This is a genomic window from Nonomuraea sp. NBC_00507 (assembly GCF_036013525.1).
Lineage (GTDB): Bacteria > Actinomycetota > Actinomycetes > Streptosporangiales > Streptosporangiaceae > Nonomuraea.
The window spans coordinates 4,923,630-4,949,382 of sequence record NZ_CP107853.1; the positions used below are offsets into that span (position 1 = coordinate 4,923,630).

General features: G+C 69.0%; 18 protein-coding genes. 9 read left to right on the plus strand and 9 right to left on the minus strand.

Annotated elements, in window-relative coordinates; translation table 11 throughout:
* Positions 1–2: 2 nt before the first annotated feature.
* A complete protein-coding gene (locus tag OHA25_RS24210; RefSeq protein WP_327589781.1) occupies positions 3–1,271 on the minus strand; it encodes an ABC transporter substrate-binding protein in 1,269 nt (422 codons plus the stop codon).
* 136 nt (positions 1,272–1,407) lie between these two features.
* Between OHA25_RS24210 and OHA25_RS24215 the strand changes: the two genes are divergently transcribed.
* A complete protein-coding gene (locus OHA25_RS24215; RefSeq protein WP_327589782.1) occupies positions 1,408–2,181 on the plus strand; it encodes a FadR/GntR family transcriptional regulator in 774 nt (257 codons plus the stop codon).
* Positions 2,182–2,196: 15 nt separating this feature from the next.
* On the opposite strand, the gene OHA25_RS24220 is transcribed toward OHA25_RS24215, so the two are convergent.
* The gene (locus OHA25_RS24220) at positions 2,197–2,940 is read right to left on the minus strand and encodes a FadR/GntR family transcriptional regulator (RefSeq protein WP_327589783.1); all 744 of its coding nucleotides are present in this window, start codon (positions 2,938–2,940) and stop codon (positions 2,197–2,199) included.
* A gap of 323 nt (positions 2,941–3,263) precedes the next feature.
* Here OHA25_RS24220 and OHA25_RS24225 point away from each other — a divergent pair, with 323 nt between their 5' ends.
* The 4 genes from OHA25_RS24225 (at position 3,264) to OHA25_RS24240 (ending at position 9,616) form a co-directional block, all read left to right on the plus strand.
* Positions 3,264–4,331, plus strand: a complete 1,068-nt coding sequence (locus OHA25_RS24225; RefSeq protein WP_327589784.1) for a sugar ABC transporter substrate-binding protein — start codon at positions 3,264–3,266, stop codon at positions 4,329–4,331.
* Entirely contained in the window at positions 4,321–5,838 is a 1,518-nt protein-coding gene (locus tag OHA25_RS24230; RefSeq protein WP_327589785.1) for a sugar ABC transporter ATP-binding protein, read from the plus strand. Before OHA25_RS24225 ends, OHA25_RS24230 begins: the two co-directional genes overlap by 11 nt.
* A complete protein-coding gene (locus OHA25_RS24235; RefSeq protein ID WP_327589786.1) occupies positions 5,831–6,853 on the plus strand; it encodes an ABC transporter permease in 1,023 nt (340 codons plus the stop codon). Before OHA25_RS24230 ends, OHA25_RS24235 begins: the two co-directional genes overlap by 8 nt.
* 66 nt (positions 6,854–6,919) lie before the next feature.
* On the plus strand, positions 6,920–9,616 hold the full coding sequence (locus OHA25_RS24240) for a glycosyl hydrolase family 95 catalytic domain-containing protein (RefSeq protein WP_327589787.1): 2,697 nt from the start codon (positions 6,920–6,922) through the stop codon (positions 9,614–9,616).
* 133 nt (positions 9,617–9,749) lie between these two features.
* Here the strand turns inward: OHA25_RS24240 and OHA25_RS24245 are convergent, their stop codons facing one another.
* From OHA25_RS24245 to OHA25_RS24275, 7 genes are all read right to left on the minus strand, one after another.
* Positions 9,750–10,757, minus strand: a complete 1,008-nt coding sequence (locus OHA25_RS24245; RefSeq protein WP_327589788.1) for a sugar phosphate isomerase/epimerase family protein — start codon at positions 10,755–10,757, stop codon at positions 9,750–9,752.
* Positions 10,754–11,134 (minus strand): hypothetical protein, encoded by a 381-nt coding sequence (locus OHA25_RS24250; RefSeq protein WP_327589789.1) that lies wholly within the window; start codon positions 11,132–11,134, stop codon positions 10,754–10,756. Before OHA25_RS24250 ends, OHA25_RS24245 begins: the two co-directional genes overlap by 4 nt.
* 14 nt (positions 11,135–11,148) lie before the next feature.
* The gene (locus tag OHA25_RS24255) at positions 11,149–11,472 is read right to left on the minus strand and encodes a Gfo/Idh/MocA family oxidoreductase (protein ID WP_327589790.1); all 324 of its coding nucleotides are present in this window, start codon (positions 11,470–11,472) and stop codon (positions 11,149–11,151) included.
* A gap of 8 nt (positions 11,473–11,480) precedes the next feature.
* Positions 11,481–12,551, minus strand: coding sequence for an ABC transporter substrate-binding protein (locus OHA25_RS24260; RefSeq protein ID WP_327589791.1), 1,071 nt, complete (start codon positions 12,549–12,551; stop codon positions 11,481–11,483).
* Between the two features lie 49 nt (positions 12,552–12,600).
* The gene (locus tag OHA25_RS24265; protein ID WP_327589792.1) at positions 12,601–13,611 is read right to left on the minus strand and encodes an ABC transporter permease; all 1,011 of its coding nucleotides are present in this window, start codon (positions 13,609–13,611) and stop codon (positions 12,601–12,603) included.
* Entirely contained in the window at positions 13,604–15,151 is a 1,548-nt protein-coding gene (locus OHA25_RS24270) for a sugar ABC transporter ATP-binding protein (RefSeq protein WP_327591036.1), read from the minus strand. The genes OHA25_RS24265 and OHA25_RS24270 overlap by 8 nt, the downstream gene beginning before the upstream one ends.
* Before the next feature lie 418 nt (positions 15,152–15,569).
* Positions 15,570–16,892 (minus strand): ROK family transcriptional regulator, encoded by a 1,323-nt coding sequence (locus OHA25_RS24275; protein WP_327589793.1) that lies wholly within the window; start codon positions 16,890–16,892, stop codon positions 15,570–15,572.
* 241 nt (positions 16,893–17,133) lie between these two features.
* Here OHA25_RS24275 and OHA25_RS24280 point away from each other — a divergent pair, with 241 nt between their 5' ends.
* The 4 genes from OHA25_RS24280 to OHA25_RS24295 all read left to right on the plus strand — a co-directional run bounded on the left by OHA25_RS24280 (position 17,134) and on the right by OHA25_RS24295 (position 25,711).
* A complete protein-coding gene (locus tag OHA25_RS24280) occupies positions 17,134–18,414 on the plus strand; it encodes an ROK family transcriptional regulator (protein ID WP_327589794.1) in 1,281 nt (426 codons plus the stop codon).
* Positions 18,415–18,628: 214 nt separating this feature from the next.
* On the plus strand, positions 18,629–23,833 hold the full coding sequence (locus OHA25_RS24285) for a ThuA domain-containing protein (protein WP_327589795.1): 5,205 nt from the start codon (positions 18,629–18,631) through the stop codon (positions 23,831–23,833).
* Positions 23,834–23,942: 109 nt separating this feature from the next.
* Entirely contained in the window at positions 23,943–24,584 is a 642-nt protein-coding gene (locus OHA25_RS24290) for a hypothetical protein (RefSeq protein WP_327589796.1), read from the plus strand.
* A 101-nt stretch (positions 24,585–24,685) separates the two neighbouring features.
* Positions 24,686–25,711 carry a COG1470 family protein gene (locus OHA25_RS24295; RefSeq protein WP_327589797.1) on the plus strand — a complete coding sequence of 342 codons (1,026 nt, stop codon included), beginning with the start codon at positions 24,686–24,688 and terminating at the stop codon, positions 25,709–25,711.
* Positions 25,712–25,753 lie beyond the last annotated feature (42 nt).

The window sequence follows — 25,753 nt, forward strand, 5'->3', positions numbered from 1 at the left end:
GATCAACTCGCCTTGTCCGAAGCGGCCATTTGCTTCACCACGTCATCTACGCTCGCCGACCCGCTCAGGAGCTGCTGGGACAGCCGGCCCATCAGGTCCAGGGTCTTGCTGGACAGCGCGACGTGCAGTGCGGGCTTGCCGCCCTTGATCTGGGGCACGATCGCGGCCACGGCAGGGGCGCCCTGCGACACGTCGATCGTGGTGTCGGAGGTGATCGCGCCGGCGCCGGTGTAGAAGGCGGTCAGCGCGCCGGTCGAGGTCAGCGATCGCACCAGGTCGGCGGCCAGCTGAGGATTCTTGGTCGATTTGGCCACCCCGTAGCCGATGCCGCCGTCGTAGGGGAGCACGGGCGTGGCTCCGTCGGTGACCACTGGGGCGGTCATGACGCCGACCTGGTCGGCGCCCAGAAACTCGCCGAAGTCCTTCCAGTGCCCGATATCCGACATCAGGCCGATGATGTGGGCGGCCTTACCGGTGTTGAAGACGGCGAAGGCGTCGTTGAACAGCGCGGTGGAGTTGGCCCCGTCGTTGTTCAGGCCGTCGTCGTTGACCTTCTTCCACAGGGCGAAGATCTCCTTCACGTGGGGAGAGGTCCAGTCGCGTTTCCCGGAGATCCAGTCGTCGTACTCCTTGGGCGTCAGGATGCCCGGCCCGAGTCCCGACATGAAGAACTGGATCCCGAAGCCTTCCTTGTTGCCGAGGGCGAAGCACCTGGCGCCGGCCGTCTTCTTGATGGCGGCGCAGCCGCTGACGAACTCGTTCCACGTCTTCGGCGGGTTCGCCGGATCCAGCCCCGCCTTCTGATAGATCGTCTTGTTGTAGTAGATCGGGTGGCCTTGCAGCGTCACCGGGGCGGCGTAGATCTTGCCGTCCTTGCTGAAGGCGTCCCAGCCCGCCAGCCGCTGCTTGTCCTCGGCAACGTACTGGTCCAGCGGCAGGAGCGTGTCCACCCGGTCGCGGAGCTGGCCGCCGCCGTTGAAGAGCATGACGTCGGGGCCCTTTCCCGACTGGGTGGCCGCGCCCAAGAGCGTGTAGTACTGATCGAATGGCTGGGCCACGAACTCGACGGTGACATCCGGATGTTTCTTGGCGAAGTCGGCCTTGGCCTTCTCGACGTAGGAGGCCACGGCCGGTTCGCCGGATTTCCAGTCCCAGACCACGATCCTGCCCTTGGATTCCCCGGGGGAGGACTGCGTCGGTGCGGCGCTTCCGCAGCCGGTCACGGCCAGTCCCATGACGAGGACGACCGACCATAGTGTTCGCTGCCTCATGGCTGATCACTCTCCAGAACGCGGCCGGTGTCCTCGGCCGTCTGCCCGGAAACGTAATTCGTATGACGTATGCTGTCAATACGGATGACATATACTGCCGCGACGGCGCTGGCCTAGCAGGTCACCGGAGGAAGATATGACGGCATCGCAGGAATCGCCCGGCAGCGTCCCCGTGCCGCCGCCCGCATGGGTCCGACGACCGGCCAGTCTGGGCAAGGCGGTGACGGCGGAACTCGTGGAGCGCATCGTCCGCGGCGTGCACCCGCCCGGCACGCCCCTTCCCCCAGAACCCGTGCTGTGCGAGACCTTCTCGGTGAGCCGGACCGTCGTCCGTGAGGCCGTGAAGATCCTCCAGGAGAAGGGGCTCGTCCAGGTTCGCCAGGGCGCGGGCACCATGGTGACCCCGCCCACGATGTGGGACATGCTCGACGAGCTCGTTCTGGCTGCGACCATCGACATGGACGAGAGCCTGGGGATCCTCGACGACCTCGTCGTCACCCGCCGCCTGCTCGAGTCCGACATGGCCTACCTCGCCGCCCGGGTGGCGGACGAGGAGAGCATCGAGCGGCTGCGTGCTCTGGTGGACCGGATGGACGAGCTCGTGGACGACCATGTCACCTACGCCGATCACGACCGTGCCTTCCACGACACGATCATGCTGACGTCCGGCAACCGCATCGCCCGGGGCGTCGTGCGAGCGCTGGAGAGCCAGGTGATCAACACCGCCCGATACATGGGAAAGCCGGAACGCGCCCTGTGCGTGGCGTCCAACCAGGGCCATCGCCGCATCTATGAACGCATTGCCGCCCATGACCCCGATGGCGCCAGTGAAGCGATGTTCACGCACATCACCGAGGCCTGGCTCGTCCGGCGCAACGCACCCAGCGCCCCCGTGCGCCTGCAACGTTAGCGCGCCCGCCGGGCTCTACGGTGCCCGCCTGGTTGTGAGCGGCAGCGTGGTGGACGGGGGTGACCACCGGGCTTCCTCGACGTCTCCCAACACCGAGCGCAGCCAGGTCTCGGTGGTGCCGATGTGCACGAGCGCCGCGGCCTGGGCGAGCGTCGCGTCGCCGGCGGCCAGGGCGTGGTAGATCGCCTCGTGCTCGGCGACGGTCTTGTGCGAGCTGCCGGCCTCCACCGTGCCGCGCCACACCCGCATCCGCAGCGTGCGGCCGGAGATTCCGTCGAGCAGGGTGGACAGCGTTTCGTTGCCGGTCGCCCGTACGACGGCGCGGTGGAAGGCGGCGTCGTGGTGGTTCAGCTTCTCCACGTCATCGCAGGCGGCGCGCATCGCGTTCAGGTGCTCGCCGATCTCGTCGAGTTGCTCGGCGGAGATCCGGGACGCGGCGAGGGCGGTCGCCGCGGGCTCGAGCATCCGCCGTACCTGGACGATCTCCAGCAGGGTGTCGTCGCGCAACAGCTCGACGGCCAGCCCCAGCCCTTCCAGCAACAGCCGCGGCTCCAGGCTGGTCACGAAGGTGCCGTCGCCCCGCCGTACGTCAAGGACCCGGGCCACGACCAGCGCCTTGACCGCCTCGCGCAGCGGGTTGCGGGAGACGCCGAGCTGGGCGGCGAGCTGGTGCTCCGGCGGCAGCCGGGCCCCCGGTGGTAGCTCGCCCGACTGGATGAGGGCCCGGATGCGGGAGATCGCCTCGTCGGTCAGGGACATGCGGGCGCCCTCCAGGCACAGAGTCGCTCGATCGGCACGCGCGTCACGCTGGGAAACATAACAGACATCCTATGTCCGAGGAAGATTTGGACTTATGGATGAGCAGACATGGGTTGTCTGCTCATCACAGGGTGCGCTGTCAGGGCAGTTTTTTGCGATATCGCAGCTATTTCCCGGGAGGTCTAGACACGCCGCCCTTGCGAGGATTACAAAGACATCCCATGTCGGTGTGGTGAAGGCTGCTTCACCTCCCCGAAACATCCCATGGAGGACGCCCTCGCGCCCCGCTCCCCATCCCCACCCAGCACAGGGAAGGAACACCCATGAGAAGAGGACTCGCCTTAGGGGCGGCTGTCGCTCTGTCGGCCGGCCTGGCCACCGCCTGCGGGGGCGGCGGAGGCGACGGCACGGCCGCCTCAGGAGGCGGCAAGCCGGTCGTCGGGGTGGACTATCCCCGCTCCGACACCGACTTCTGGAACTCCTTCATCAAGTACGTCCCCCAGTTCGGTGCCGAGAACGGCCTGGAGCTGAAGACCTCCAACTCGCAGAACGACATCTCCAAGCTCACCGCCAACGTGCAGAGCTTCATCAGCCAGGGCGTCAAGGGCGTCGTGCTGGCGCCGCAGGACACCGCCGCCGTGGCCCCCACCCTCCAGCAGCTCAACACCAAGAAGATCCCCGTCGTCATGGTCGACACCCGTCCCGAGCAGGGCGACGCCTTCATGGTGGTACGCGCCGACAACCGGGCGTACGGCGAGAAGGCGTGCAAGTTCCTCGGCGAGAAGCTGTCCGGCAAGGGCAAGGTCGTGATGCTCCAGGGCGACCTGGCCTCCATCAACGGCCGCGACCGCACCGAGGCGTTCAACACCTGCATGAAGGCGAGCTACCCCGGCATCACGGTGTTCGGCGAGGCCACCAACTGGGACGGCGCGATCGCCTCGCAGAAGCTCCAGACCCAGCTCACCGCCAATCCCGACATCAAGGGTGTCTACATGCAGTCGAGCTTCGCCCTGTCGGGCACCCTCCAGGTGCTCCAGCAGCGCGGCCTCCTGGTTCCGCCGGACGACCCCAAGCACGTCTTCGTCATCTCCAACGACGGCATCCCCCAGGAGCTCAAGGAGATCGCCGCCGGCAACATCGACGCCACCGTCTCCCAGCCGGCCGACCAATACGCCAAGTACGCGCTGCAGTACACCAAGGCCGCCATCGACGGCAAGACGTTCAAGCCCGGCCCGACCGACCACGACAGCACCATCATCCAGGTACGCCCCGGCCTGCTGGAGGACCAGCTCTCCGCGCCCCTGGTCACCGCCGACGGCGGCACCTACGCGGGCGTGGCGAGCGTCAAGCCGGCCGACTCCTCTCTGTGGGGCAACAACCTTGGCGGATGACCAGGCGGCCACGCCTGTCGTCGAAGCGGTGGGTGTCACCAAGAGATACGGGGAGACCGTCGCGCTGGACCGCGCCGGAATCCGCATCATGCCCGGCCAGACCCACGCGCTCGTCGGCCGCAACGGAGCCGGGAAGTCCACCCTGGTATCGATCCTCACCGGGCTCCAGGCGGCCGACGAGGGCGAGGTGCGGTTCGGCGGCGAGCCTGCCCCGCGCCTGGCCGACCGTGATGCCTGGCGGCAACGGGTGGCCTGCGTCTACCAGAAGTCCACGATCATCCCCGAGCTGACCGTGGCGGAGAACCTCTACCTGCACCGCCACGACCTGAACCGGCTCGGGCTGGTCCGCTGGGCCGCCCTGCGGCGCAAGGCGGCCGAGTTGCTCGCCACCTGGTCGGTGGACGTCGACGTGCGCCTGCCGGCCGGCGAACTGGACGTCGAGCAGCGGCAGTTCGTGGAGATCGCCCGTGCGTTGTCGTTCGGCGCCCGGTTCATCATCCTCGACGAGCCGACCGCCCAGCTCGACGCGGCCGCCATCGCCCGGCTGTTCACCCGTATCCGCACCCTGCAGGAACAGGGAGTGACCTTCCTGTTCATCAGCCACCACCTGCAGGAGATCTACGAGATCTGCGACACGGTCACGGTCTTCCGCGACGCCCGGCACATCCTGACCACCACGGTGGCCGATCTGCCGCACGCGGAGCTGGTGGCGGCGATGGCGGGAGAGGCCGCCGGCCTGGTAGAGGCGTCCTCCCGGACGGCCGTGCCCGGCGGCGCCGGTGTGGTGCTCGGCGTGCGCGGCCTGACGTACGGCGACGCCTACCGGGAGATCGACTTCCAGATCCGGTCCGGCGAGATCGTCGGCCTGGCAGGCGCGGCCGGCAGCGGCAGAACCGAGCTGGCCGAGACCGTCGTCGGGTTGCGCGCGGCCGATTCGGGCGCGATCGAGGTCGCCGGGCGCACTCCCCGTCCCGGCAGCGTGCCCGACGCGCTCGCCGCAGGTGTCGGCTTCGTCCCCCGCGACCGGCACCACCAGGGGTTCGTGCCGATGATGTCGATCGCCGACAACGCCACCATGACCGTCCCCGACCAGCTCGGCGAGGCCGGACTGATCAGCGGCCGGCGGCGCGACCGGCTGGCCAGGACCCTGATCGCCAACCTGGCGATCAAGACCCCCGGTCCCGGCCTGCCCGTGATGGGCCTGTCCGGCGGCAACCAGCAGAAGGTCGTCATGGCCAGGGCGCTGGCCTCCGATCCCCGGCTGCTCGTGCTGATCACCCCCACCGCCGGGGTGGACGTCAAGTCCAAGGAGTTCTTGCTCGGCAAGGTCGAGGAAACGGCCGCCAGAGGGACCGGCGTGCTGATCGCCTCCGACGAACTCGACGACCTGCGGCTGTGCGACCGGCTGCTGGTGATGTTCCAGGGCCGTGTCGTCGCCGAGATGGCCGCCGGGTGGCACGACCACGACGTGGTGGCGGCCATGGAAGGAGTCCGGCTCGATGCCTGAGAAAACTCTCACGCCCGCCACTGAGAACGCCGCCCCCGAGCGGGACCGGCCACGGATACGACTGGCCCGGCTGCGCGACTTCGCCCTGATCCCCGCGATCATCGCGATCGCCGTCGTCGGCCAGATCGTCAACCCGATCTTCCTGCAGGGCGACAACCTGATCAACATCCTGCAGACCATGTCGGAGATCTCACTGCTGGTCCTGGCCCAGACCATCGTGCTGGTCGCCGGAAAGATGGACCTGTCACTGGAGTCGACGTTCGGTCTCGCGCCGGGCGTGGCGGCGTGGCTGACCGTGGCCGCCGGTTCGGGCGCCGGGCTCGGCCTGCTGCAGGGCTTCTGGTCGATCCCCATCACCCTGGCCGTCGGCGTGCTCATCGGCGCGATCAACGCGCTGCTGATCGTGCGGTTCGGGCTCAACGGCTTCATTGTCACCCTCGGCATGCTCATCGTGCTGCGTGGCCTGCTCACCGGCATCTCCGGCGGCCAGACCTTCTTCAACCTGCCGGCGTCGATGCTCTATCTCGGCTCGGCCCTGTGGCTCGGCGTGCCCGCCTCGATCTGGCTCTGCCTGCTGCTGTTCGCCGCCGGAATCGTGCTGCTGGGCTTCACCAAGTACGGCCGCGCCCTGTACGCCATCGGCGGCAACGTGGACGCGGCCAAGGCGGCCGGCATCCGTACCGACCGGGTGTTGTGGACCGCCTTGGTAGGCGCCAGTGTGCTGGCCGCGCTCGGCGGCCTGCTGATGTCGGGGCACCTCGCCTCCGTGGCGGCCGCGCAGGGTGATGGCGCCATCTTCACCGTGTTCGCCGCGGCCGTGATCGGCGGCGTCGGCCTCAACGGCGGCAAGGGCACGATGTTCGGCGCGTTCACTGGCATCCTCCTCCTCTACATGATCCAGAACGTCCTCACCCTGGCCGGTGTGCCCGCCCAATGGATCCAGGCCCTCAACGGCGCGATCATCATCGTCGCCCTCGTCCTGTCCCGCCTCACCGGCGGCAAGGTCCAGGAATAGCCCGTCCCCGCACCCCTCACGATGGGAACAGCCATGCCCGAAGACCACCCGACGCGGAGGCAGCTGATGAAGCTCGGTACAGCCGGAGCCGGTGCTCTCCTGCTGCCGATGCAATGGACAGCGGTCGCCCGGGCCGCCTCGGCACCGCCCCCAGAGGTGCGCGCCGCCAACGACCTGGCGCTCTGGTACGACGAGGCCGCCGGCACCGACTGGCTCCGCGCGCTGCCCATCGGCAACGGCCGCCTGGGCGCCATGGTGTTCGGCAACGTCGACATCGAGCGGCTGCAGCTCAACGAGGACACCGTCTGGGCCGGCGGGCCGTACGACCAGAGCAACCCGAAGGGCGCGCAGGCGCTGCCGGAGATCCGGCGGCTGGTCTTCGAGAACCAGTGGACCCAGGCCCAGGATCTGATCAACCAGACGATGCTCGGCAAACCCGCGGGCCAGCTGGCCTACCAGCCCGTCGGCAACCTACGGCTCTCCTTCGGCAGCGCCGCCGGGGTGACGGAGTACAACCGTCAGCTGGATCTGACCACCGCCACGACCTCCGTGACCTACGTCATGAACGGCGTTCGGTACCGGCGCGAGGTGTTCGCGAGCGCGCCGGACCAGGTGATCGCCGTCCGCCTGACGGCCGACAGGCCCGGGTCGATCTCGTTCTCCGCGACGTTCGACAGCCCTCAGCGAACGACACGCTCCAGCCCCGACGCGACCACAGTCGCACTCGACGGCGTCTCAGGCGACTTCGAAGGAGTGACCGGCTCGGTCCGCTTCCTGGCACTGGCCAAGGCCATAGCCGAAGGCGGCAGCATCACCAGCTCCGGTGGCACGCTCCAGGTGTCCGCCGCCGACAGCGTGACCCTGCTGATCTCCATCGGCTCCAGCTACGTGAACTACAACGACGTCGGCGGCGACCACCAGGGCATCGCGCGCAAGCACCTCGACGCCGCCGTGAAACGGCCCTACGACAAGCTGCGCAGCCGGCACGTGGCCGACTACCAGAAGCTGTTCGGGCGTACGACGCTCGACCTCGGCCGTACCGCGGCGGCCGACCAGCCGACCGACGTGCGGATCGCGCAACACCTCTCCGCCGACGATCCGCAGTTCTCCGCGCTGCTGTTCCAATTCGGCCGCTACCTGCTGATCAGCTCCTCGCGACCCGGCACCCAGCCGGCCAACCTGCAGGGCATCTGGAACGACCAGATGCGACCGCCATGGGACTCGAAGTACACCATCAACGCCAACTTGCCGATGAACTACTGGCCCGCCGACACGACGAACCTGTCGGAGTGTTATGCACCGGTGTTCGACATGATCAAGGACCTCACCACGACCGGCGCCCGCACGGCGCAGGCACAGTACGGCGCGGGCGGCTGGGTCACCCACCACAACACCGACGCATGGCGGGCCACATCGGTCGTGGACGGCGCGTTCTGGGGCATGTGGCAGACCGGCGGCGCCTGGCTGGCCAGTCTGATCTGGGATCACTACCTGTTCACCGGCGACGCCGGCTTCCTGCGCGCGAACTACCCGGCCATGAAGGGCGCCGCCCAGTTCTTCCTCGACACCCTGGTGCCGGAGCCGCAACTCGGCTGGCTGGTCACGAACCCGTCCAACTCCCCCGAACTCAGCCATCACGCGAATGCCAGCGTGGCCGCCGGCCCCACCATGGACATGCAGATCCTGCGCGACCTGTTCGACGGCTGCGCCGAGGCCAGCAAGGTGCTCGGCGTGGACGCGGACTTCCGGGCCAAGGTCGAGGCCACCCGTGACCGGCTGGCTCCGATGAAGATCGGTTCGCGCGGCAACATCCAGGAATGGCTCTACGACTGGGTGGAAACCGAGCGCAACCACCGGCACGTCTCCCACCTGTACGGGCTGCATCCCAGCAACCAGATCACCAAGCGCGACACACCCGAGCTGTTCCAGGCCGCGCGCCGGACGCTGGAGTTGCGCGGCGACGACGGGACGGGCTGGTCGCTGGCCTGGAAGATCAACTACTGGGCCAGGCTGGAGGAGGGCACGCGGGCGCACGACCTGGTCCGCGCCCTCGTCACCCCGGCCAGGCTCGCGCCGAACATGTTCGACCTGCATCCCCCGTTCCAGATCGACGGCAACTTCGGCGCCACGTCGGGCATTGCCGAGATGCTGCTGCAGAGCCACAACGGCGAGCTGCACCTGCTGCCGGCCCTGCCGCAGGCCTGGCCGATGGGGCGGGTGAAGGGCCTGCGTGGGCGCGGCGGCCACACCGTCGGGGCGGCGTGGAGCGAGGGGCAGGCCGACGAGTTCCTGATCACGCCCGACCGCGACGGCACCGTGAGAGTACGCGCCGAGATGTTCACCGGGCGCTACAAGGTGGTCGACGCCACGCGCGGCGGTCATGTTCCTGTGAAGAAGCACGGCCCCGACCTGATCGAGTTCACCGGGAAGGCCGGCCACACCTATCGGGCGTACACCCTGCAGAAGGTCCGCATCGGCGCACCCGCGGGGGTGACCCCGGGCCAGGGGGCGAAGGTCACCGTCACCGTCCGGGCGATCGAGAGGCCGCTGGCCCCGTCGGCCGCGGTGTCCGTCGAGGCTCCGGACGGGTGGACCGTCGCGCCCGCACAGGTCGTGCTGGGGCCACTGAAGCCCGGCTCGGAAGGCGCCGCCGAGTTCACGGTCACCCCGGGTGCGGACGCGCCCGCGGGCAGCGCGGTCCTGACCGGCAGGGCGGGCGGCCGAGACTGGACCGCATCGGCGAAGGCCACGGTCCGGGTGTAGGACGGCCGGGGGACGGCGCTGCACACCCCGCGCGCCGCGTAGGGGTTCACCCATCCTCGCTGCCAACGCGCCGCGGCGGGTCGGCTCTGGCGGGCGGCGGCCATGATGCGGCCGCCGCCCGGCGTGTGTTGTGCTATTCGGAGGAGAAGGCGGCGTCGAAGGATGCGACCGGTGGGGTGATGGCGTTGAGCGAGCGGATGTAGGCGAGGGATTCCGGCGCGCCGTGCAGCCGGTCCATGCCCGCGTCCTCCCACTCGATGGAGATCGGGCCGTCGTAGCCGATGTGATTGAGCGCCCGGAAGCACGCCTCCCACGGCACGTCGCCCCGGCCGGTGGACACGAAGTCCCAGCCGCGCCGGGGGTCGGCCCAGGCCAGGTGGGAGGCCAGGCGACCGCGCCGTCCGTCGCGGGTCGCCACCCGGGCGTCCTTGCAGTCCACGTGGTAGATCCGGTCGGCGAAGTCGAGGATGAAGTTCGCCGGGTCCAGGTCTTGCCACACCATGTGCGAGGGATCCCAGTTGAGCCCGAAGGCCGGCCGGTGCCCGATGGCCTCCAGCGTCCGCACCGTGGTGTGGTAGTCGTAGGCGATCTCGCTGGGGTGCACCTCGTGGGCGAAGCGCACCCCCACCTCGTCGAAGACGTCGAGGATCGGGTTCCACCGGCCGGCGAAGTCGGCGTACCCCGCCTCGATCATCGACGGGGGCACCGGCGGGAACATCGCCAGCGTGTGCCAGATCGACGAGCCGGTGAAGCCGACCACGGTGGTGACGCCGAGTGCGGCCGCCGCCCGGGCGGTGTTCTTGATCTCTTCGGCGGCGCGCCGCCGTACGCCTTCGGGTTCGCCGTCGCCCCAGATGCGGGCGGGCAGGATGCCCTTGTGGCGCTCGTCGATGGGGTGGTCGCAGACCGCCTGGCCGACCAGGTGGTTGGAGATCGTCCACACCCCGAGGTTGTACTTGGCCAGGGTCTCCTTCTTGCGTTCGATGTAGGAGTCGTCCGCGAGGGCCTTGTCGACCTCGAAGTGGTCGCCCCAGCAGGCGATCTCCAGGCCGTCGTAGCCCCATTCCGAAGCCAGCCGGCAGACCTCCTCGAACGGCAGGTCCGCCCACTGCCCGGTGAACAACGTGACCGGTCTCGTCATGAACCCTCCACGGTCGTGAAGCGGCTGCCCTCAGCCGCGCTCTTCTCGATGGTCGCCGGCACCCGCAGGCCGTCCTCAACGGACGGTGTGGGGTCGCTGCCAGCGGCGATCGCCTCCAGGAAGTCCTTCGTCTCGTGGACGAAGGCGTGCTCGTACCCGAGGCCGTGACCTGGCGGCCACCACGCCCCGGCGTACGGGTGGCCCGGCTCGGTGACCTGCACTCGCCGGAATCCGTGCTCGGCGCTGGCCATGGTGTCGTCGTGGAACCACAGGTCGTTTTCGTCCACGGTGACCGCGCCCCTCCCGGTTCCGCCGCCGACCGAGAGCCCGGCCGAGCCGGCTGCCAGAGGACGCTCCTTGACGAAGGTCTCGGTCATCGGCGCCACCCCGGTCAGCCGCTCGCCTCGAAGGCGACCATACTGCGCACGCCGCGAGCGGCCGCCTCCTTCGCCGCCGCGGCCATGGCCTCGGCCACGGCCACGGTGTTGGCGAGCGGTTTCTCGCACAGGACGTGCTTGCCGGCCGCCGGCGCCGCGACGGCGATCTCGGCGTGCGAGTCGCCGGGCGTGCAGATGTCGACGATCTGCACGTCGTCGCGGTCGAGCAGGCGCTTCCAGCCGGCCTCCGCGTGGGCCCACCCCAGCTTCTCGGCTGCCTGCGCGGTCGCCTCGGCGGATCCGCCGGCCACGGCCACCATGACGGGTTCGAACGGCATGACGGTCCTCATGACTCGAACCCCAGGGGCAGGTACTGGGCGGCGTTGTCCTTGGTGATGGTCTCCGAAGCCAGGGTGATCGACTGCGGCACCTGCTGCTCCAGCAGGTCGCTCATGCCTTTGTCCTGGGCGATCAGCCGGGCGATCTTGATCGCCGAGGCGGCCATGGTCGGGGGATAGGTGACGGTGGCCTTCAGCACGCCGCTGTCGGCCTGGATGTCACGCATCGCGTTGGCCGAGCCCGCGCCGCCGACCATGAAGAACTCGTCGCGACCGGCCTCCTTGATCGCGGCCAGCACGCCGATGCCCTGGTCGTCGTCGTGGTTCCAGATCGCGTCGATCTTCTTGTGCGCCTGCAGCAGGTTGCTGGCCACCTGTGTGCCGGACTCCACCGTGAACTTGGCGTCCTGCTGCGCGGTCACCGTGAAGCCGTACGTCTTCAGGGCGTCGGCGAAGCCCTTGCTGCGGTCCTGGGTCAGCGGCAGTGTGGCGATGCCCTGGATCTCGAGGATGACCGGGTTGGAGACGCCCTTGTCCTTCAGCGCCTTCCCGATGTGGTGGCCGGCAGCCACACCCATGCCGTAGTTGTCACCCCCGATCCAGGCCCGGTACGACAGCTTGTCCGGGAAGACGCGGTCCACGTTGACCACCGGGATGCCCGCGTCCATGGCCTGCCGGGCGACCTGGTTGAGCTGCTGGCCGTCGTTCGGCAGGATCACCAGCACGTTGACCTTCGCCTGGATCAGCGACTCCACCGCCGAGATCTGCTGGTTGATGTCGTTGGTCGGCTCGACCGGCTTGAACTCGACGTCGGAGTACTGCTTGGCCGCGTCCGCCGCGTTCTTGCTGATGGCGGCGATCCAGCCGTGGTCGGCGGCCGGTGCCGAGAAGCCGATGACGACCTTGTCGCCGGGGGCGTCGTTGCCGCTGTTGGCCGTGGGAGCGGCGGCCGGCGCGCTCGCTTGTGCACCCTGCTGGGTGGCGGCCGGGTCGTTGCTGGTGCAGGCGCTGACCAGGGCACCCGCGCCGAGGGCGGCGCCGCTGAAGAGGAAGCCGCGCCGGGCGACGTTCTTGTCCATGTGTTCTCTCCTTGCTGTAGCCGGAAGGGTTTGCGATCCGGCCCTGGTATCAGGTGTGTGTTTTGAGGCTTCGCCGCTGCAGCAACACGGCGGCGACGATGATCGCGCCCTTGGCGATGAGCTGGTCGGCGGTGTTCAGGCCGTTCAGGATGAACAGGTTGGTGATCACAGTGAAGATCAGCAGGCCGAGGATCGACCCGATGATCGTGCCCCGGCCGCCCGTCAGCAGCGTCCCGCCGATGATCACCGCGGCGATCGCGTCCAGCTCGTACAGGTCTCCGTGCGTGGACGACCCGGTCGTCGTCCGGGCCATGATCAGCACCGCGGCGATCCCGCAGCACAACCCCGACAGGGCGTACAGCAGCAGCGTGTGCTTATGCACGTCGATGCCGGCCAGGCGGGCCGCCTCGGGGTTGCCGCCCACCGCGTAGGTGCGCCGGCCGAACGTCGTGCGGTTGAGCACCACCCAGCCGAGCAGCACCACCAGCGCGAACGCGTACACCAGCAGCGGCAGCCCGAGCACCCGCGTGGTCGACAGGCTCACGATCATCGAGTTGTCAGGCTGCACCAGCTGCGTGCGCTGGTCGGACATCCGCTGCGCCAGGCCCCGCCCGGCCACCATCATCGCCAGCGTCGCGATGAACGGCACCATCCGCCCATAGGCGATCAAGAACCCGTTCAGCAGGCCCGCGCCGGTGCCCACCAGCACCGCGCACACGATCATCACGACCGGCCCGTAGGACTGCGTCGCCAGCGTGGTCGCCCACACCGACGCCAACGCCATCAGCGCGCCCACCGACAGATCGATGCCACCACCGATGATCACGAACGTCATGCCCACGGTGATCACGCCGATGGTCGAGGCCAGCGCCAGGATGCTCACCAGGTTGGAGGACGTGGCGAAGTTCTCCGGCCTCGTCACCACTCCCACGATCGCCAGCAGTACGAGCGCCGCGACCAGCCCCAGATGCCGGACCTCACCCAGCCGGCCGAACCGCCCGCCCGGTCCCGCCATCTTCACGCGCGGACCGGCCGGCGCGGCCTGATCAACCTCAGCCATGAAATGCTCCTTCGGAGGGGGGATTCGCCACATCGGACCCGGACATGTGTCCTGCGGAGACCATCACCAGGTCGAGCACCCGGTGCTCGTCCAGGTCCTCGGCCGGCGCCTCACAGACGATCCGGCCCTCGCGGATGACCAGCACGCGGTCGGCCAGGCCGAGCACTTCGGGCACCTCGCTGGAGACCAGCAGCACGCCGATGCCGTCGTCGGCCAGCTTGCGCACCAGCGCATACAGCTCGGCCCGGGCGCCGACGTCCACACCACGTGTGGGCTCGTCCAGCAACAGCAGCTTGCGGTCCTCCGCCAGCCAGCGTCCCAGCACCGCCTTCTGCTGGTTGCCGCCCGACAAGGTCCTGATCGGCCGGCGCGGATCGGGCGGACGGATGTCCAGCACCTCCGACAGTCGTTGGGCCTCGGCGAACTCGGTCCGGCGGTCGAGCCAGCCCAGCCACCGTGGCTTGGTGTAGCGGCTCAGGCTCGCCAGCGTGATGTTCTGCGCGACGGAGTGATCCAGCAGCAACGCCTGCGTCTTGCGCTCCTCTGGCGCCAGGCCCATGCCCATCCGCACCGCGCGGGTCGTGCTGCCCGGCCGCACCGTCTGCCCATCGAGCACGACCCGGCCGCCGGCCCGCCGCGCGCCGTAGATCGCCTCGATGATCTCGCTGCGACCGGAGCCGACCAGGCCGGCCAGGCCGACGATCTCCCCGGCCCTGATGCTGAACGACACGTCCGCGAACCGGCCGGGCAGCGTCAGGTTCTCCACCCGCAGCACCTCAGGCCGCCCTTCGTGGGCGTCCCTGCCCGGCCGGGGCGGGAAGACGTACTCGACGTTGCGACCAGTCATCAGCGCCACGATCTGCGAGGTCGGGGTGTCCTTGGCCACCAGCCCCACCGCGACCGTGCGACCGTCCTTCAGCACAGTGACCCGGTCGCCGATCTCGCGGATCTCCTCCAGCCGGTGGGAGATGTAGATCACCGCCACGCCCTGGGAAGTGAGGTCGCGGATCACTCGGAACAGATTGCCGACCTCGTCGTGGTCCAGCGCGGCCGACGGCTCGTCCATGATGATCAGCCGGGCCGAGTGCGACAGCGCCCTGGCCATGCTGACGATCTGCTTGTGCGCCGGCGACAGCCAGCCCACCTCGGTGCGGGGACGGATCTCGCCGTGTCCCAGCCGCTTGAGCAGCTCGGCCGCCGCCCGGTCGGCCTCGGCCCGGTGGGAGAATCCGAAGGTCGCCATCTCGTGGCCGAGGAAGATGTTCTCCGTCACGCTCAACCCGTCCACCAGATCGAGTTCCTGGTAGATGGTGGCGATCCCGTGACCCATCGCCGCGGTCGGCGGCGCCAGCCGTACGGGGGAGCCGCCGAGCAGCACCTCGCCCTCATCGGGTTCGTGGGCACCGGAAAGGATCTTGATGAGCGTGGACTTCCCGGCGCCGTTCTGGCCGAGCAGGCAGTGCACCTCTCCGGCTCTGACCTCGAGATCCACGCCGTCCAGAGCGCGCACGCCGGGAAACTGCTTGATGATTCCTCGCATCACGAGCAGAGATGACGAGTCGGATGGTGACCGCGGCACAGGGGCCTCCCTCGGTAACGGTGTGGCCGTGGTCCCGCCCGCCTGACGGTGCCGGTAGGCACCGCCGCGACGGCACCGAGTTCGGCGTCAACGGTGCCGCTGCGGCTTCAGGCACCGATCAGGCGGGCGGGACGTTCTGGGGTGGGGAAGGGCACGGGGCAAAGAGCACGGGACAAAGCGCACCGGGCAAAGGGCACGGTGGGAAAGGGCACTGGCGCTTCCCGTCCGCTTGACCGCATGCGTCATGGCCGCGGCACGCGGGATGGGCGGGGTGTGCCCACGCGATGCGGAACAGGACGGCAGGCGGACGGGACGTTGCGGGGGCAGGGACAGGTCGGGGACCGCGTGGCGGACACGCGGGTCAGGGTGGGTGTGGCGATCAGGCCATCGGGGTTCCCTCGATCACCCCGATGGCTGGAGACATGTGGACGGAGATGCTTGTGGGGTCGGACAATGCTCGTTCGACGACGACTCCGGCCGCTCCACGTGAGGCGGCGCCGAAGCCGAGGTCGGAGGCGGCGAAGCGGCAGCGCTCGCCGGCGCCGCTCATGGCCAGACGTGCCAGCTCCTGCTGCGCCACAGGGATGAGCCGGTCGGCGAGCCTGGCGAAGTACCCGCCCAGCACGATCACCCGCGGGTTGAAGAGATTGACCAGCATGGCCGCCCCGATCCCGAGCCACCGGCCCACCTCTGCGACGGCGGCGTCGACGCGGGGATCCCCTTCGGCTCGCCGCTGCTCGATCTCGGCCAGCCGCTCCTCCGGGTCGCCGACGACCTGTGGGCCCGTGCCGTACGCGCGGTCGGGCGTGGCCATGCGGACCAGCGCGTCCAGCCCGACTTTGGTCTCCCAGCAGCCGACACGGCCGCAGCGGCACGGCTCACCGGACGGATCGATCATGACGTGGCCGACCTCTCCCGCGAAACCGTCCGCTCCGCCCAGCAGCCGGCCGCCGGATATGATGCCGCCGCCGACGCCCACCTCGCCTGTGAGGTAGACCAGGTCCGAGGTGCCCGCCGCGACGCCCCAGGTGTACTCGGCCAGGGCGGCGAGGTTGGCGTCGTTGTCCACCGCGATGGGGATGTCCCCCGCGATGTCCGCTTGGGACAGCCGCTCGGCCACCGCCACCCCGCGCCAGCCGAGGTTCGGGGCGACGACGACGGTGCCGGTCGTGGTGTCGATCAGACCGGGGACGGCCACGGTGATCCCGGCCGGCGTGACGCCGAGCCGGTCGAGGTCGGCGACGGTCTTCTCGACCATGCGGGCCAGCGCGTCCAGCGAGCGTTCCGGGCCGGAGCCCATGGCGTCGAAACCGATGCGCCGGTCAATGAGCACCCTCCCCGCCAGGTCCGTGGCGATCGCGGCGATGTAGTCGACGTTGACTTCCAGGCCCAGGGCACCGACCCGGGAGCCGTCCAGGCCGAGCGCGACACCCGGGCGGCCGACGGAGCCCGCGTACTGCGGCCCCATCTCCTTGACCAGGCCGCGCGCCTGCAACTCGCTCACCAGACTGGTGACGGTGGCCTTTTTCAACCCGGTCGCGACGGCGACGGCCGACCGGGAGCACGGGCCGCACGCACTCACGTGACGCAGCACGAGGGCGAGGTTGGAGCGGCGCACGGTGGCCTGGTCCGCAGGAGCTCCCGCGGACCCGCCGCGACTCATCGAGTCGGTCGCATGGCCGTCGGCCCGGCTGTGGTCCACGCTCCTCCTCGATTAGTTCGCATGGCTAGCCGAATTAAAGAGGCGACTTCCTGAGGAAACAAGAGGGAAATCGGTTGCAAGTTGCGTAACGTTCCGATAACTGGAGCCGGGATAGCGGCTGAAGTGCACGGAAGTGAGCGATGCCAACTCGTTACGAACTCGAGGGGTGCACGGCCGGACATTCGCGTGTTACAACTCCGATTAATTGATCTCAGAGACAAACAAAGGGCAGGTGGCGCGCGTGACCTACAGGCCACCCTTCACCCGCCCTCCAGGCGGGGCTCCACCGGCGGGTCCCGCCGCGCTGCGCCGGGCGAACCTCACGCTGGTGCTGCGCGAGCTGCGTGACCACACCTCCCTGTCCCGTTCCGACATCGCCGAGGCGACCGGACTGCATCGGGCCACCGTCTCCAACCTCATGGCCGAGCTCCTGGAACGGCGACTGGTGCGGGAGGTCGGCGTCGAGCATGTGGGGGCGATCGGGCGTCCCAGGCGGGCGGTGGCGCTGCACGGCGCGCACGTCGGCGCTCTGGGCATGGAGATCAACGTCGACTACATCGCGGTCCACGGCACCGACCTCAGCGGCCGGGTCCTGGTCGAGCGCCGGGTGGTCTACGACGCCATGGGCAACGGCCCGGACAGCGCCGTGCGCCGGCTCGGGCTCGTGGCCAAGGAGGCCGTGGAGGCGATGCGGCGGGCCGGAGCGGTCCCCGCCGGCATCGCGGTGGCCGTCCCCGGACTCGTGGACGTGACACGCGGCGTCGTGACGCTCGCGCCGAACCTGTACTGGCACGATTTGCCCCTGGCCGACCAGCTGAGCTCCATGCTCGGCCCGCTGAGCGTGCCGGTGCGGGTGGACAACGACGCGAACCTCGCCGCGCTGGCCGAATACACCTCGGGCGTCGCCGCCGGCACGCCCCACCTGGTCTACCTCACCGGCGAGGTCGGCGTCGGCGGCGGCATCATCTCGGGCGGCGAACTCCTGCGCGGAGCGGACGGATTCTCCGGTGAGGTCGGACATCTGCAGGTAGACCCGAGCGGCACCCAGTGCGGCTGTGGCCGCATCGGCTGCTGGGAGACCAAAGTCGGCCTGGCTGCGCTCGTACGGGCGGCCATGCCCGAGCAGGCCTACGGGTTGCCCGGCATGCCGGTGCCCGACCCCGGTGAGCGGGTGGCCGACATCGCCAGGGGCCTGGCCTCGGGCGACCGGCGGATGATGATGGCGGTGGCACAGGTCGGCGAGTGGCTCGGGCTCGGTGGCTCGATCGTGGCCAACCTGTTCAACCCGCGAGTGATCGTCATCGGGGGCTACTTCGCCTCACTGGCGCAGTGGCTGCTCCCACACGCGCAGGGTCAGCTGCAACGGCTCGTGGTGGCCGCCCCCGCCGCCCAGTGCCGATTCGTCGCCTCCACGCTCGGCTTCGGCGCCGCCTCCCGCGGCGCCGCGAGCATGGTGGTCAATCACATCATCGACGATCCGACAACGATCATGGACTCACCACCTCGGCCGGCACCTTACTGACGGCCCCCACAGACCTGGAGACGGCACCCTCCAGCACCCGCACTATCCGCTACCACCAAGTGGCAACAAGCGCGGCGGCGCGCGCCTTGCCTGACGTCCCCCCGGTCAGGAAGGGTTTTACATGTCACCACGTCATCGAACGTGGGCCAAGCTGCTCAACGCGGCCCTGCCAGAAAGCGGACGACGACGCCCGAGACGTCGAACCGCGACCACGATGGCCTTAGCCCTCGTCGCCCCTTTCCTCATGCTCCTCTCGGCGCCAGTCAGTGCCGAGGCCGCCACGGCGGCGGAGCCCGATTTCAAGGTGCTCGTCTTCTCGAAGACAACCGGCTTCCGGCACGACTCGATCCCCGAGGGCATCGCGGCCGTGCAGAAGCTCGGCCAGGAGAACAATTTCGCGGTCGACACGACCGAGGACAGCGCCCTGTTCACGGACCAGAACCTGGCGCAGTACCAGGCCGTGGTCTTCATGTCCACGACCGGTGACCCGCTGGGTACGCAGGAGCAGAAGGACGCCTTCCAGCGGTACATCCAGAAAGGCAACGGGTATGTAGGCGTCCACGCCGCCGCCGACAGTGGGTACAACTGGGCCTGGTACGGCAAGCTGGTCGGGGCGTACTTCAAGCAGCACCCGGCGATCCAGCAGGCCACGGTCAAGGTCGAGGACCCGGCGCATCCGTCGACCAAGGATCTGCCGGCGACCTGGACCCGTACCGACGAGTGGTACGACTACCAGGCGAACCCGCGTGGCACGGTCCACGTGCTGACGTCGATGGACGAGAAGTCCTACACGGGCGCCACGATGGGCGCCGACCACCCGAACACGTGGTGTCAGGACTACGACGGCGGCCGTTCGTGGTACACCGGGCTCGGCCACCTCAAGGAGAACTACAGCGAGCCCAACTTCCTGAAGCTGCTGCTCGGCGGCATCCAGACCGCCGCCGGCGCGGTCAAGGCCGACTGCTCGGCCTCGCAGAGCGCCAGCTTCGAGAAGGTCACGCTCGACGACAACACATCGAACCCGATGATGGTGGACGTCGCCAAGGACGGCCGGGTCTTCTACATCGACCGGCTCGGCGAAGTCAAGATCATCAAGCCCGCCGGCGGCACGGTGACGGCGGCGAAGCTGAACGTCTTCACCGCCAACGAGAGCGGCCTGCTCGGGCTGGCGCTCGACCCCGGCTTCGACTCCAACCACTGGGTGTATCTCTTCTACTCGCCCACCGGGACGAACGTCGACCGGCTGAGCAGGTTCACCGTCACCGGTGACACCCTGGACCTGACGAGCGAGAAGAAGATCCTCGACGTCCCGGTGCAGCGGGCCGAGTGCTGCCACCACGGCGGCGGCCTGGTGATCGACCCCAAGACCGGCAATCTCTGGCTGGCCACGGGCGACAACACCAACCCGTTCGCCTCCGACGGATACTCGCCGCTCGACGAGCAGTCGGGCCGCGCCAGCTGGGACGCCCAGCGCACCGCGGCCAACACCAACAGCCTGAGCGGCAAGCTGCTGCGGATCCACCCCGAGACCGACGGCACCTACACCATCCCGGCCGGCAACCTGTTCGCGCCGGGTACGGCGAAGACCAAGCCGGAGATCTACGGCATGGGCCTCCGCAACCCGTTCCGCATGGGTCTCGACCCCAAGACGGGCAACATCATGCTCGGTGAGTACGGCCCCGACGCCAACTCGGCGAGCTCCACCCGGGGTCCGCAGAACACGGTCGAGTGGAACATCGTCTCGAAGCCGGGCAACTACGGCTGGCCGTACTGCGTCGGCAACAACACCCCGTACGTCGACTACAACTTCGCCACCAAGCAGTCGGGGTCGCCGTTCAACTGTGCCGCGCCGGTCAACGACTCGCCGAACAACGACGGCCTGGCCAGCCTGCCGCCGGTGATCCCCGCGACGATCTGGTACCACTATGCGGCCGACCCGCAGAACTTCCCGGAGCTGAGCGGCGGCGCGCCGATGGGCGGCCCGGTCTTCCGCTCCGACCCGAACCTGCAGTCGGACGTGAAGTGGCCGGCGTACTGGGACGGCAAGGCGGTCTTCGGTGAGTGGAACAACGACAAGGTGTGGTCGTTCCAGCTCGACGAGACCGGCACCAAGCTCGTCGAGATGAACCCGATCCTCGGCTCCCTGACGTTCAAGAAGCCGATGGACCTGAAGTTCGGTCCTGACGGCGCGCTGTACATGATCGAGTGGGGCTCCGGCTTCGGAGGCGACAACGCCGACTCCGGCATCTACCGCATCGAGTACATCAAGGGCACCCGCCCGCCGATCGCCCGGGCCACGGCGGACAAGACCGATGGGCCGCTGCCGCTGGCCGTCACGTTCTCCAGCGAGGGCAGCCGGGATCCGGACGGCAAGACGCTCACCTACGCCTGGGACCTCGACGGCGACGGTGACACCGACTCCACCGACCCCAATCCCTCCTTCACCTACGAGGACGGGGGCGATTACAACGCGGTCCTGACCGTCACGAACACCGACGGCAAGACCGCCACCGCCAGCGTGCCGATCAGCGCGGGCAACACCCGCCCCACCGTCTCGGTGCACGTCCCGCCGAACGGCGCCTTCTTCGAGTTCGGCGACCAGGTGAAGTTCAAGGTCACCGTCACCGACCCCGAGGACGGCACGATCGACTGCGACAAGGTCCAGATCCAGGCGATCCTCGGCCACGACGGCCACGGCCACCCGCTCGACCAGCACAAGGGCTGTGAGGGCGTGCTGCAGACCCAGCAGGCCGGCCACGGCGAGTACGACAACCTCTTATACGGCATCGAGGCCAGCTACGCCGACGCAGGCGCCGGCGGCGCCGGGCCGCTGACCGGTCGGGGCCAGGTCCTCCTGCAGCCCAAGCGCAAGCAGGCCGAGCACTACTCGCAGACCGGCCGGGTGGCCGACGGCAAGGGCACCGACACCGCGGGCGTCCAGGCGGAGACCACGAGCGACACCCAGGGCGGCAACCAGCACATCGCGTTCGTCCAGGACGGCGACTGGTGGTCGTTCGACCCGGTGAACCTGTCGAACGTCACCGCGATCCGGCTCCGGGCCTCCTCGGGCGGCGCCGGCGGGACCGTGCAGGTCCGGGCGGGCAACCCCGAGACCGGCACGCTGCTCGGCTCGGTCGACGTGACACCCACCGGCGGCTGGCAGACGTTCACCGACGTCACACTCAACCTGACCAGCCCACCGACCGAAAGCGGACCGCTGTACTTCGTGGTCCGCAAGCCGGCGAGCGCGGCCGACAACGCCTACCTGGTCAACTTCAACTGGGTCGACTTCGTCGGCAAGGGCGCCACGGACAACCAGCATCCGGTCGTGACCGCGACGGCGACCCCGGCGACGGGCGTCGCCCCGCTGAAGGTCGACTTCAAGGCGACGGCGACCGACCCCGAAGGCGACCCGATCACTTACAGGTGGAACTTCGGGGTGAACGGTGCGCCGGAGCCCACCACCGCCGACGCGAGCTACTCCTACACCGCGCCGGGCAATTACACGGCCGTGGTGACCGTATCCGACGACAAGGGCGCGTCGGCCACCGCCCAAGTCCCGGTCAAGGTGGACGCGCCGGCCACGGTGTGCTTCACCGGCCGTTCCGACGACTTCCTGGGAGACCAGCTCGACCGTGACCGCTGGTCGGTCATCCGGGAGAACCAGGACCTCAAGGTCGCGGACGGCAAGCTCGTGATCCCGACCTCGACCACCGACATCTACAGCACGGGCGGCAACACGCCGAACATCGTCGTGCAGCCGGCGCCGTCGGGTGCCTGGACCGCCACCGCCAAGCTCACGCTGGACGCGCGTGACGCGTACCAGCAGGCGGGCCTGATCATCTACGGCGACGACGACAACTACGCCAAGATGGTGCTGCAGGCGCGGTCGACCTCGGGTTCCAACCACGCCAGCCGCATCTTCCAGTTCATCCGGGAGGAGAACGGCGCCCCGAACGAGGTGTCGCAGAGCAACACGGCCAACCTCGGGGACTCCTACCCCGACACGGTGTACGTGCGGTTCGTCAGCGACGGCACCAACATCACCGCCCACTACTCGCCGGACGGCACCACGTTCACCGCGATGCCGCAGACCAAGTCGCTCTCCGGGATCACCAATCCGAAGATCGGCCTGCTCTCGCTGGCCGGGGCCAACCACCCGGTGGTGGACGCGTCCTTCGACTGGTTCCACATCACGCCGGACGACAAGGAGACCGCGCCGGACCCGAACGACGAGTTCAACGGCACCGCGCTCGATGCCTGCCGCTGGAACGCGATCGTGCGCCCCGACGCCACGGCGGCGCGCGTGAGCAACGGCAACCTGGAGCTCGACACCACGAAGGGTGACATCTACGGGACCGACAACAGTGGCCCGAAGAACTTCATTCTGCAGCCGGCGCCGAGCGGCGACTGGACGCTGGAGACCAAGGTGGACGCCTCGGCAGTCAACGAGCAGTACCAGCAGGGCGGCCTGATGGTGTACGTCGGCGACGACGACTACGTGAAGCTCGACTTCCTCGCCACCAACTCCGCGGGGTCGACGGTGGCGCGGAGCATCGAACTGCGCAGCGAGGTCGGCGGAACCGTGCAGAACCCGCAACCACAGGCCAACAACCTCACCACCGGCGTGTGGTGGCTGCGCCTGAAGAAGGAGGGCAACACCTTTACCGGCTCCTACTCCTCCGACGGCCAGACCTGGACCGCTCTCTCCGCACCGGTGGAGAACAGCGCGGTGGCCACCGGTGCGAAGGCCGGCGTGTTCACCATCGGCACCAACCAGTCGGCGTCGAAGACGGTCACGTTCGACTACTTCCACCTGACCAAGGGAGCCTCGAACGAGGACAAGACCGCGCCGGTGACGACGGCGACGACCGATCCGGAGCAGCCGCCGGCGGGCGGCGCGTTCACCGGTCCGGTCTCGGTCACGCTGAAGGCCGCCGACGAGGACGGCGGCAGCGGGGTCGACAAGACCGAGTACCAACTCGACGAGGGCAACTGGACCGCCTATGGCGAACCGGTCAACGTCACCGGCGAGGGGCAGCACGAGCTGCGTTACCGCTCGACCGACAAGGCGGGCAACGTCGAGGAGGTCAAGACGCTCACGCTGACCATCGCTTCGTCCTCGTCGCAGGTCAAGCTGACCGTCACTGCCTCGTCCCGCTGCATCGGCACCTCGGCGTACGTGGCGGTCACGGCCGTCAACGGCTCCGATGTGCCGGCGACGGTGACGCTGACCACCCCGTTCGGTTCGAAGACCGTGGCTGACGTGGCGCCGGGCAAGCAGGCGTACCAGTCCTTCAACAGCCGGGCCGGGCAGATCGACGCGGGCACGGTGACCGTGAAGGGGACCGCGACGATCGGCGGCGAGCAGGTCACCTCGTCCTACGACGCCACCTACCCGGCGATCAGCTGCCGCTGACCGCACCGGCGGAGACCACGGTCCAAGCGCCGGGGCACCGCCATAGCAGAACCGGGGCCGGCCGGCCGATCAGCCGACCGGCCCCGCCCCCCATCAATGGAGCGAACACATGAAGATCAACAGGACTACGCAGATACTCGCCACGGCGGTGCTCGGTGTCGCGCTCGCCGCTGCCGGCGTCGGCGTGGCCGGTCCCGCGGTGGCGGACGACGACCCCGAGAACGGCATCGACGTGTCGGTGACGATCGAACCCAACACCACTCCTGGTCAAGTGTCCATGACCGTCGCCGACAACGGCGGAGTGTCCCTGCAGGAGGAGGGATCCAACGCCGCCGCCCGCCAGTTCGTCGGCACCCTGCCGACGGTCACGGTTACCGACAGCCGCCGTCCCGAGGAGATCCCCGCCGGTGACTTCTGGGCGATCGTCGGCCAGGCCAGCCAGTTCACCGCGACCAGCGGTTCCGCGCCGCCCATCGGCCCCCAGTACCTGGGTTGGCGGCCGCGCCTGCTGAGCGACTCCACCACCGGGGCGGTGGAGGCCGGTGAGCCCGTCTCCAGTGTCATCTCCGACGGCACCGGAGCACCCACCGTCGGTTTGCAGGGCCAGGAACTGCTGGTGTCGACGGCGAACTCCGCTGACGAGATCGGCACCTGGCAGGTCAACGCCGACCTCGCCCTGCGGACTCCTGCCGACGTCGCCGCCGGCGAGTACCACTCGACCCTGACGCTTTCGCTGTTCAACCAGTCCTGAACCGGAGGCAGGACGCCCTCGCCCGCTGTGGGCGTTCCGGGACGTGCGCGGCGTTGTGGCACACGTTCCGGACGCCCACGATGAGACTGGAGACACCTCTGTTGACCACAAGCCGTTCGCGAGGCGCCCTCGCCCGCCTCGCCGCCCTGCACGCTGTGGGCGTGACCCTGCTGGTCGCCATGGTCGCATTCGCCACCCCGTCCGACGCCGATATCACCTGGTCGGTCGTGCCGGCCGACGCCAACGGTCCCGACGGCCGCAGCGTCATCGATCTCGAACTCGCCGGCGGACAACAGGTGATCGAGCACGTGGCGGTCATCAACCGCTCCACCCAGCCGGTCGACTTCGGGATCGACGCCAACGACGGCTACCTGACCTCCAAGGGCTACTTCGACATGCGGCCCTCGGACGCCGAACCGGTCGACGGCGGCGCATGGCTGGAGGTTCCCGACAAGGTGACCACCGCCGCCGGAGCCACCTCCGTCGTGCCGGTGAAGGTGTCGATCCCGCAGAACGCGACTCCTGGAGATCACCCCGCGGGTGTGACCGCGTCCCTGGAGACGATCTCCGGTCAGGTGCGGGTCCAGAACCGGGTGGGCGTCCGCCTGAACATCCGCGTCACCGGCGACTATGTGGCCAAGGTCGCCGTGACCGACGTGCGGGCCGAATACACGGGGTCGTGGAACCCCTTCGCCGCGGGATCCGTCGAGGTGACCTACACCGTGGCCAACGCCGGCAACGTCCGGCTGGTCACGGACAACCGAGTCCTGACGTCCACCTTCGTGGGTGAGAGCAGCTGGAGTGACCCGTCCGCGGCCAAGGCCAGGGAGATCATGCCGGGCGGCAGCCGCACGTTCGTCGCACGGGTGCCCGGCGCCTGGCCGCTGGGGCCGATCGGTACGACGATCGCGGCGATCCCCTCGCCCGCGGGCAAGCCGGTCCCGGGCGTCACCGCCGAAAGGGTGGCGATCGACACCACGGTCTGGGCACTACCGTGGCCGCAGCTCGCCCTCCTCGCCCTCCTCGTCCTCGCCTTCTTCGCCATCCGGGTGCTCGCCGCCTGGCGCCGCAGGCGGATCGAGAAGCTGATCATGCTCCACACCCGGGGAACGCCTCAGGAGGCGTGAGCACCGTCGACATCCGCCCCTCAGGAGGTGGCCACCATCAAC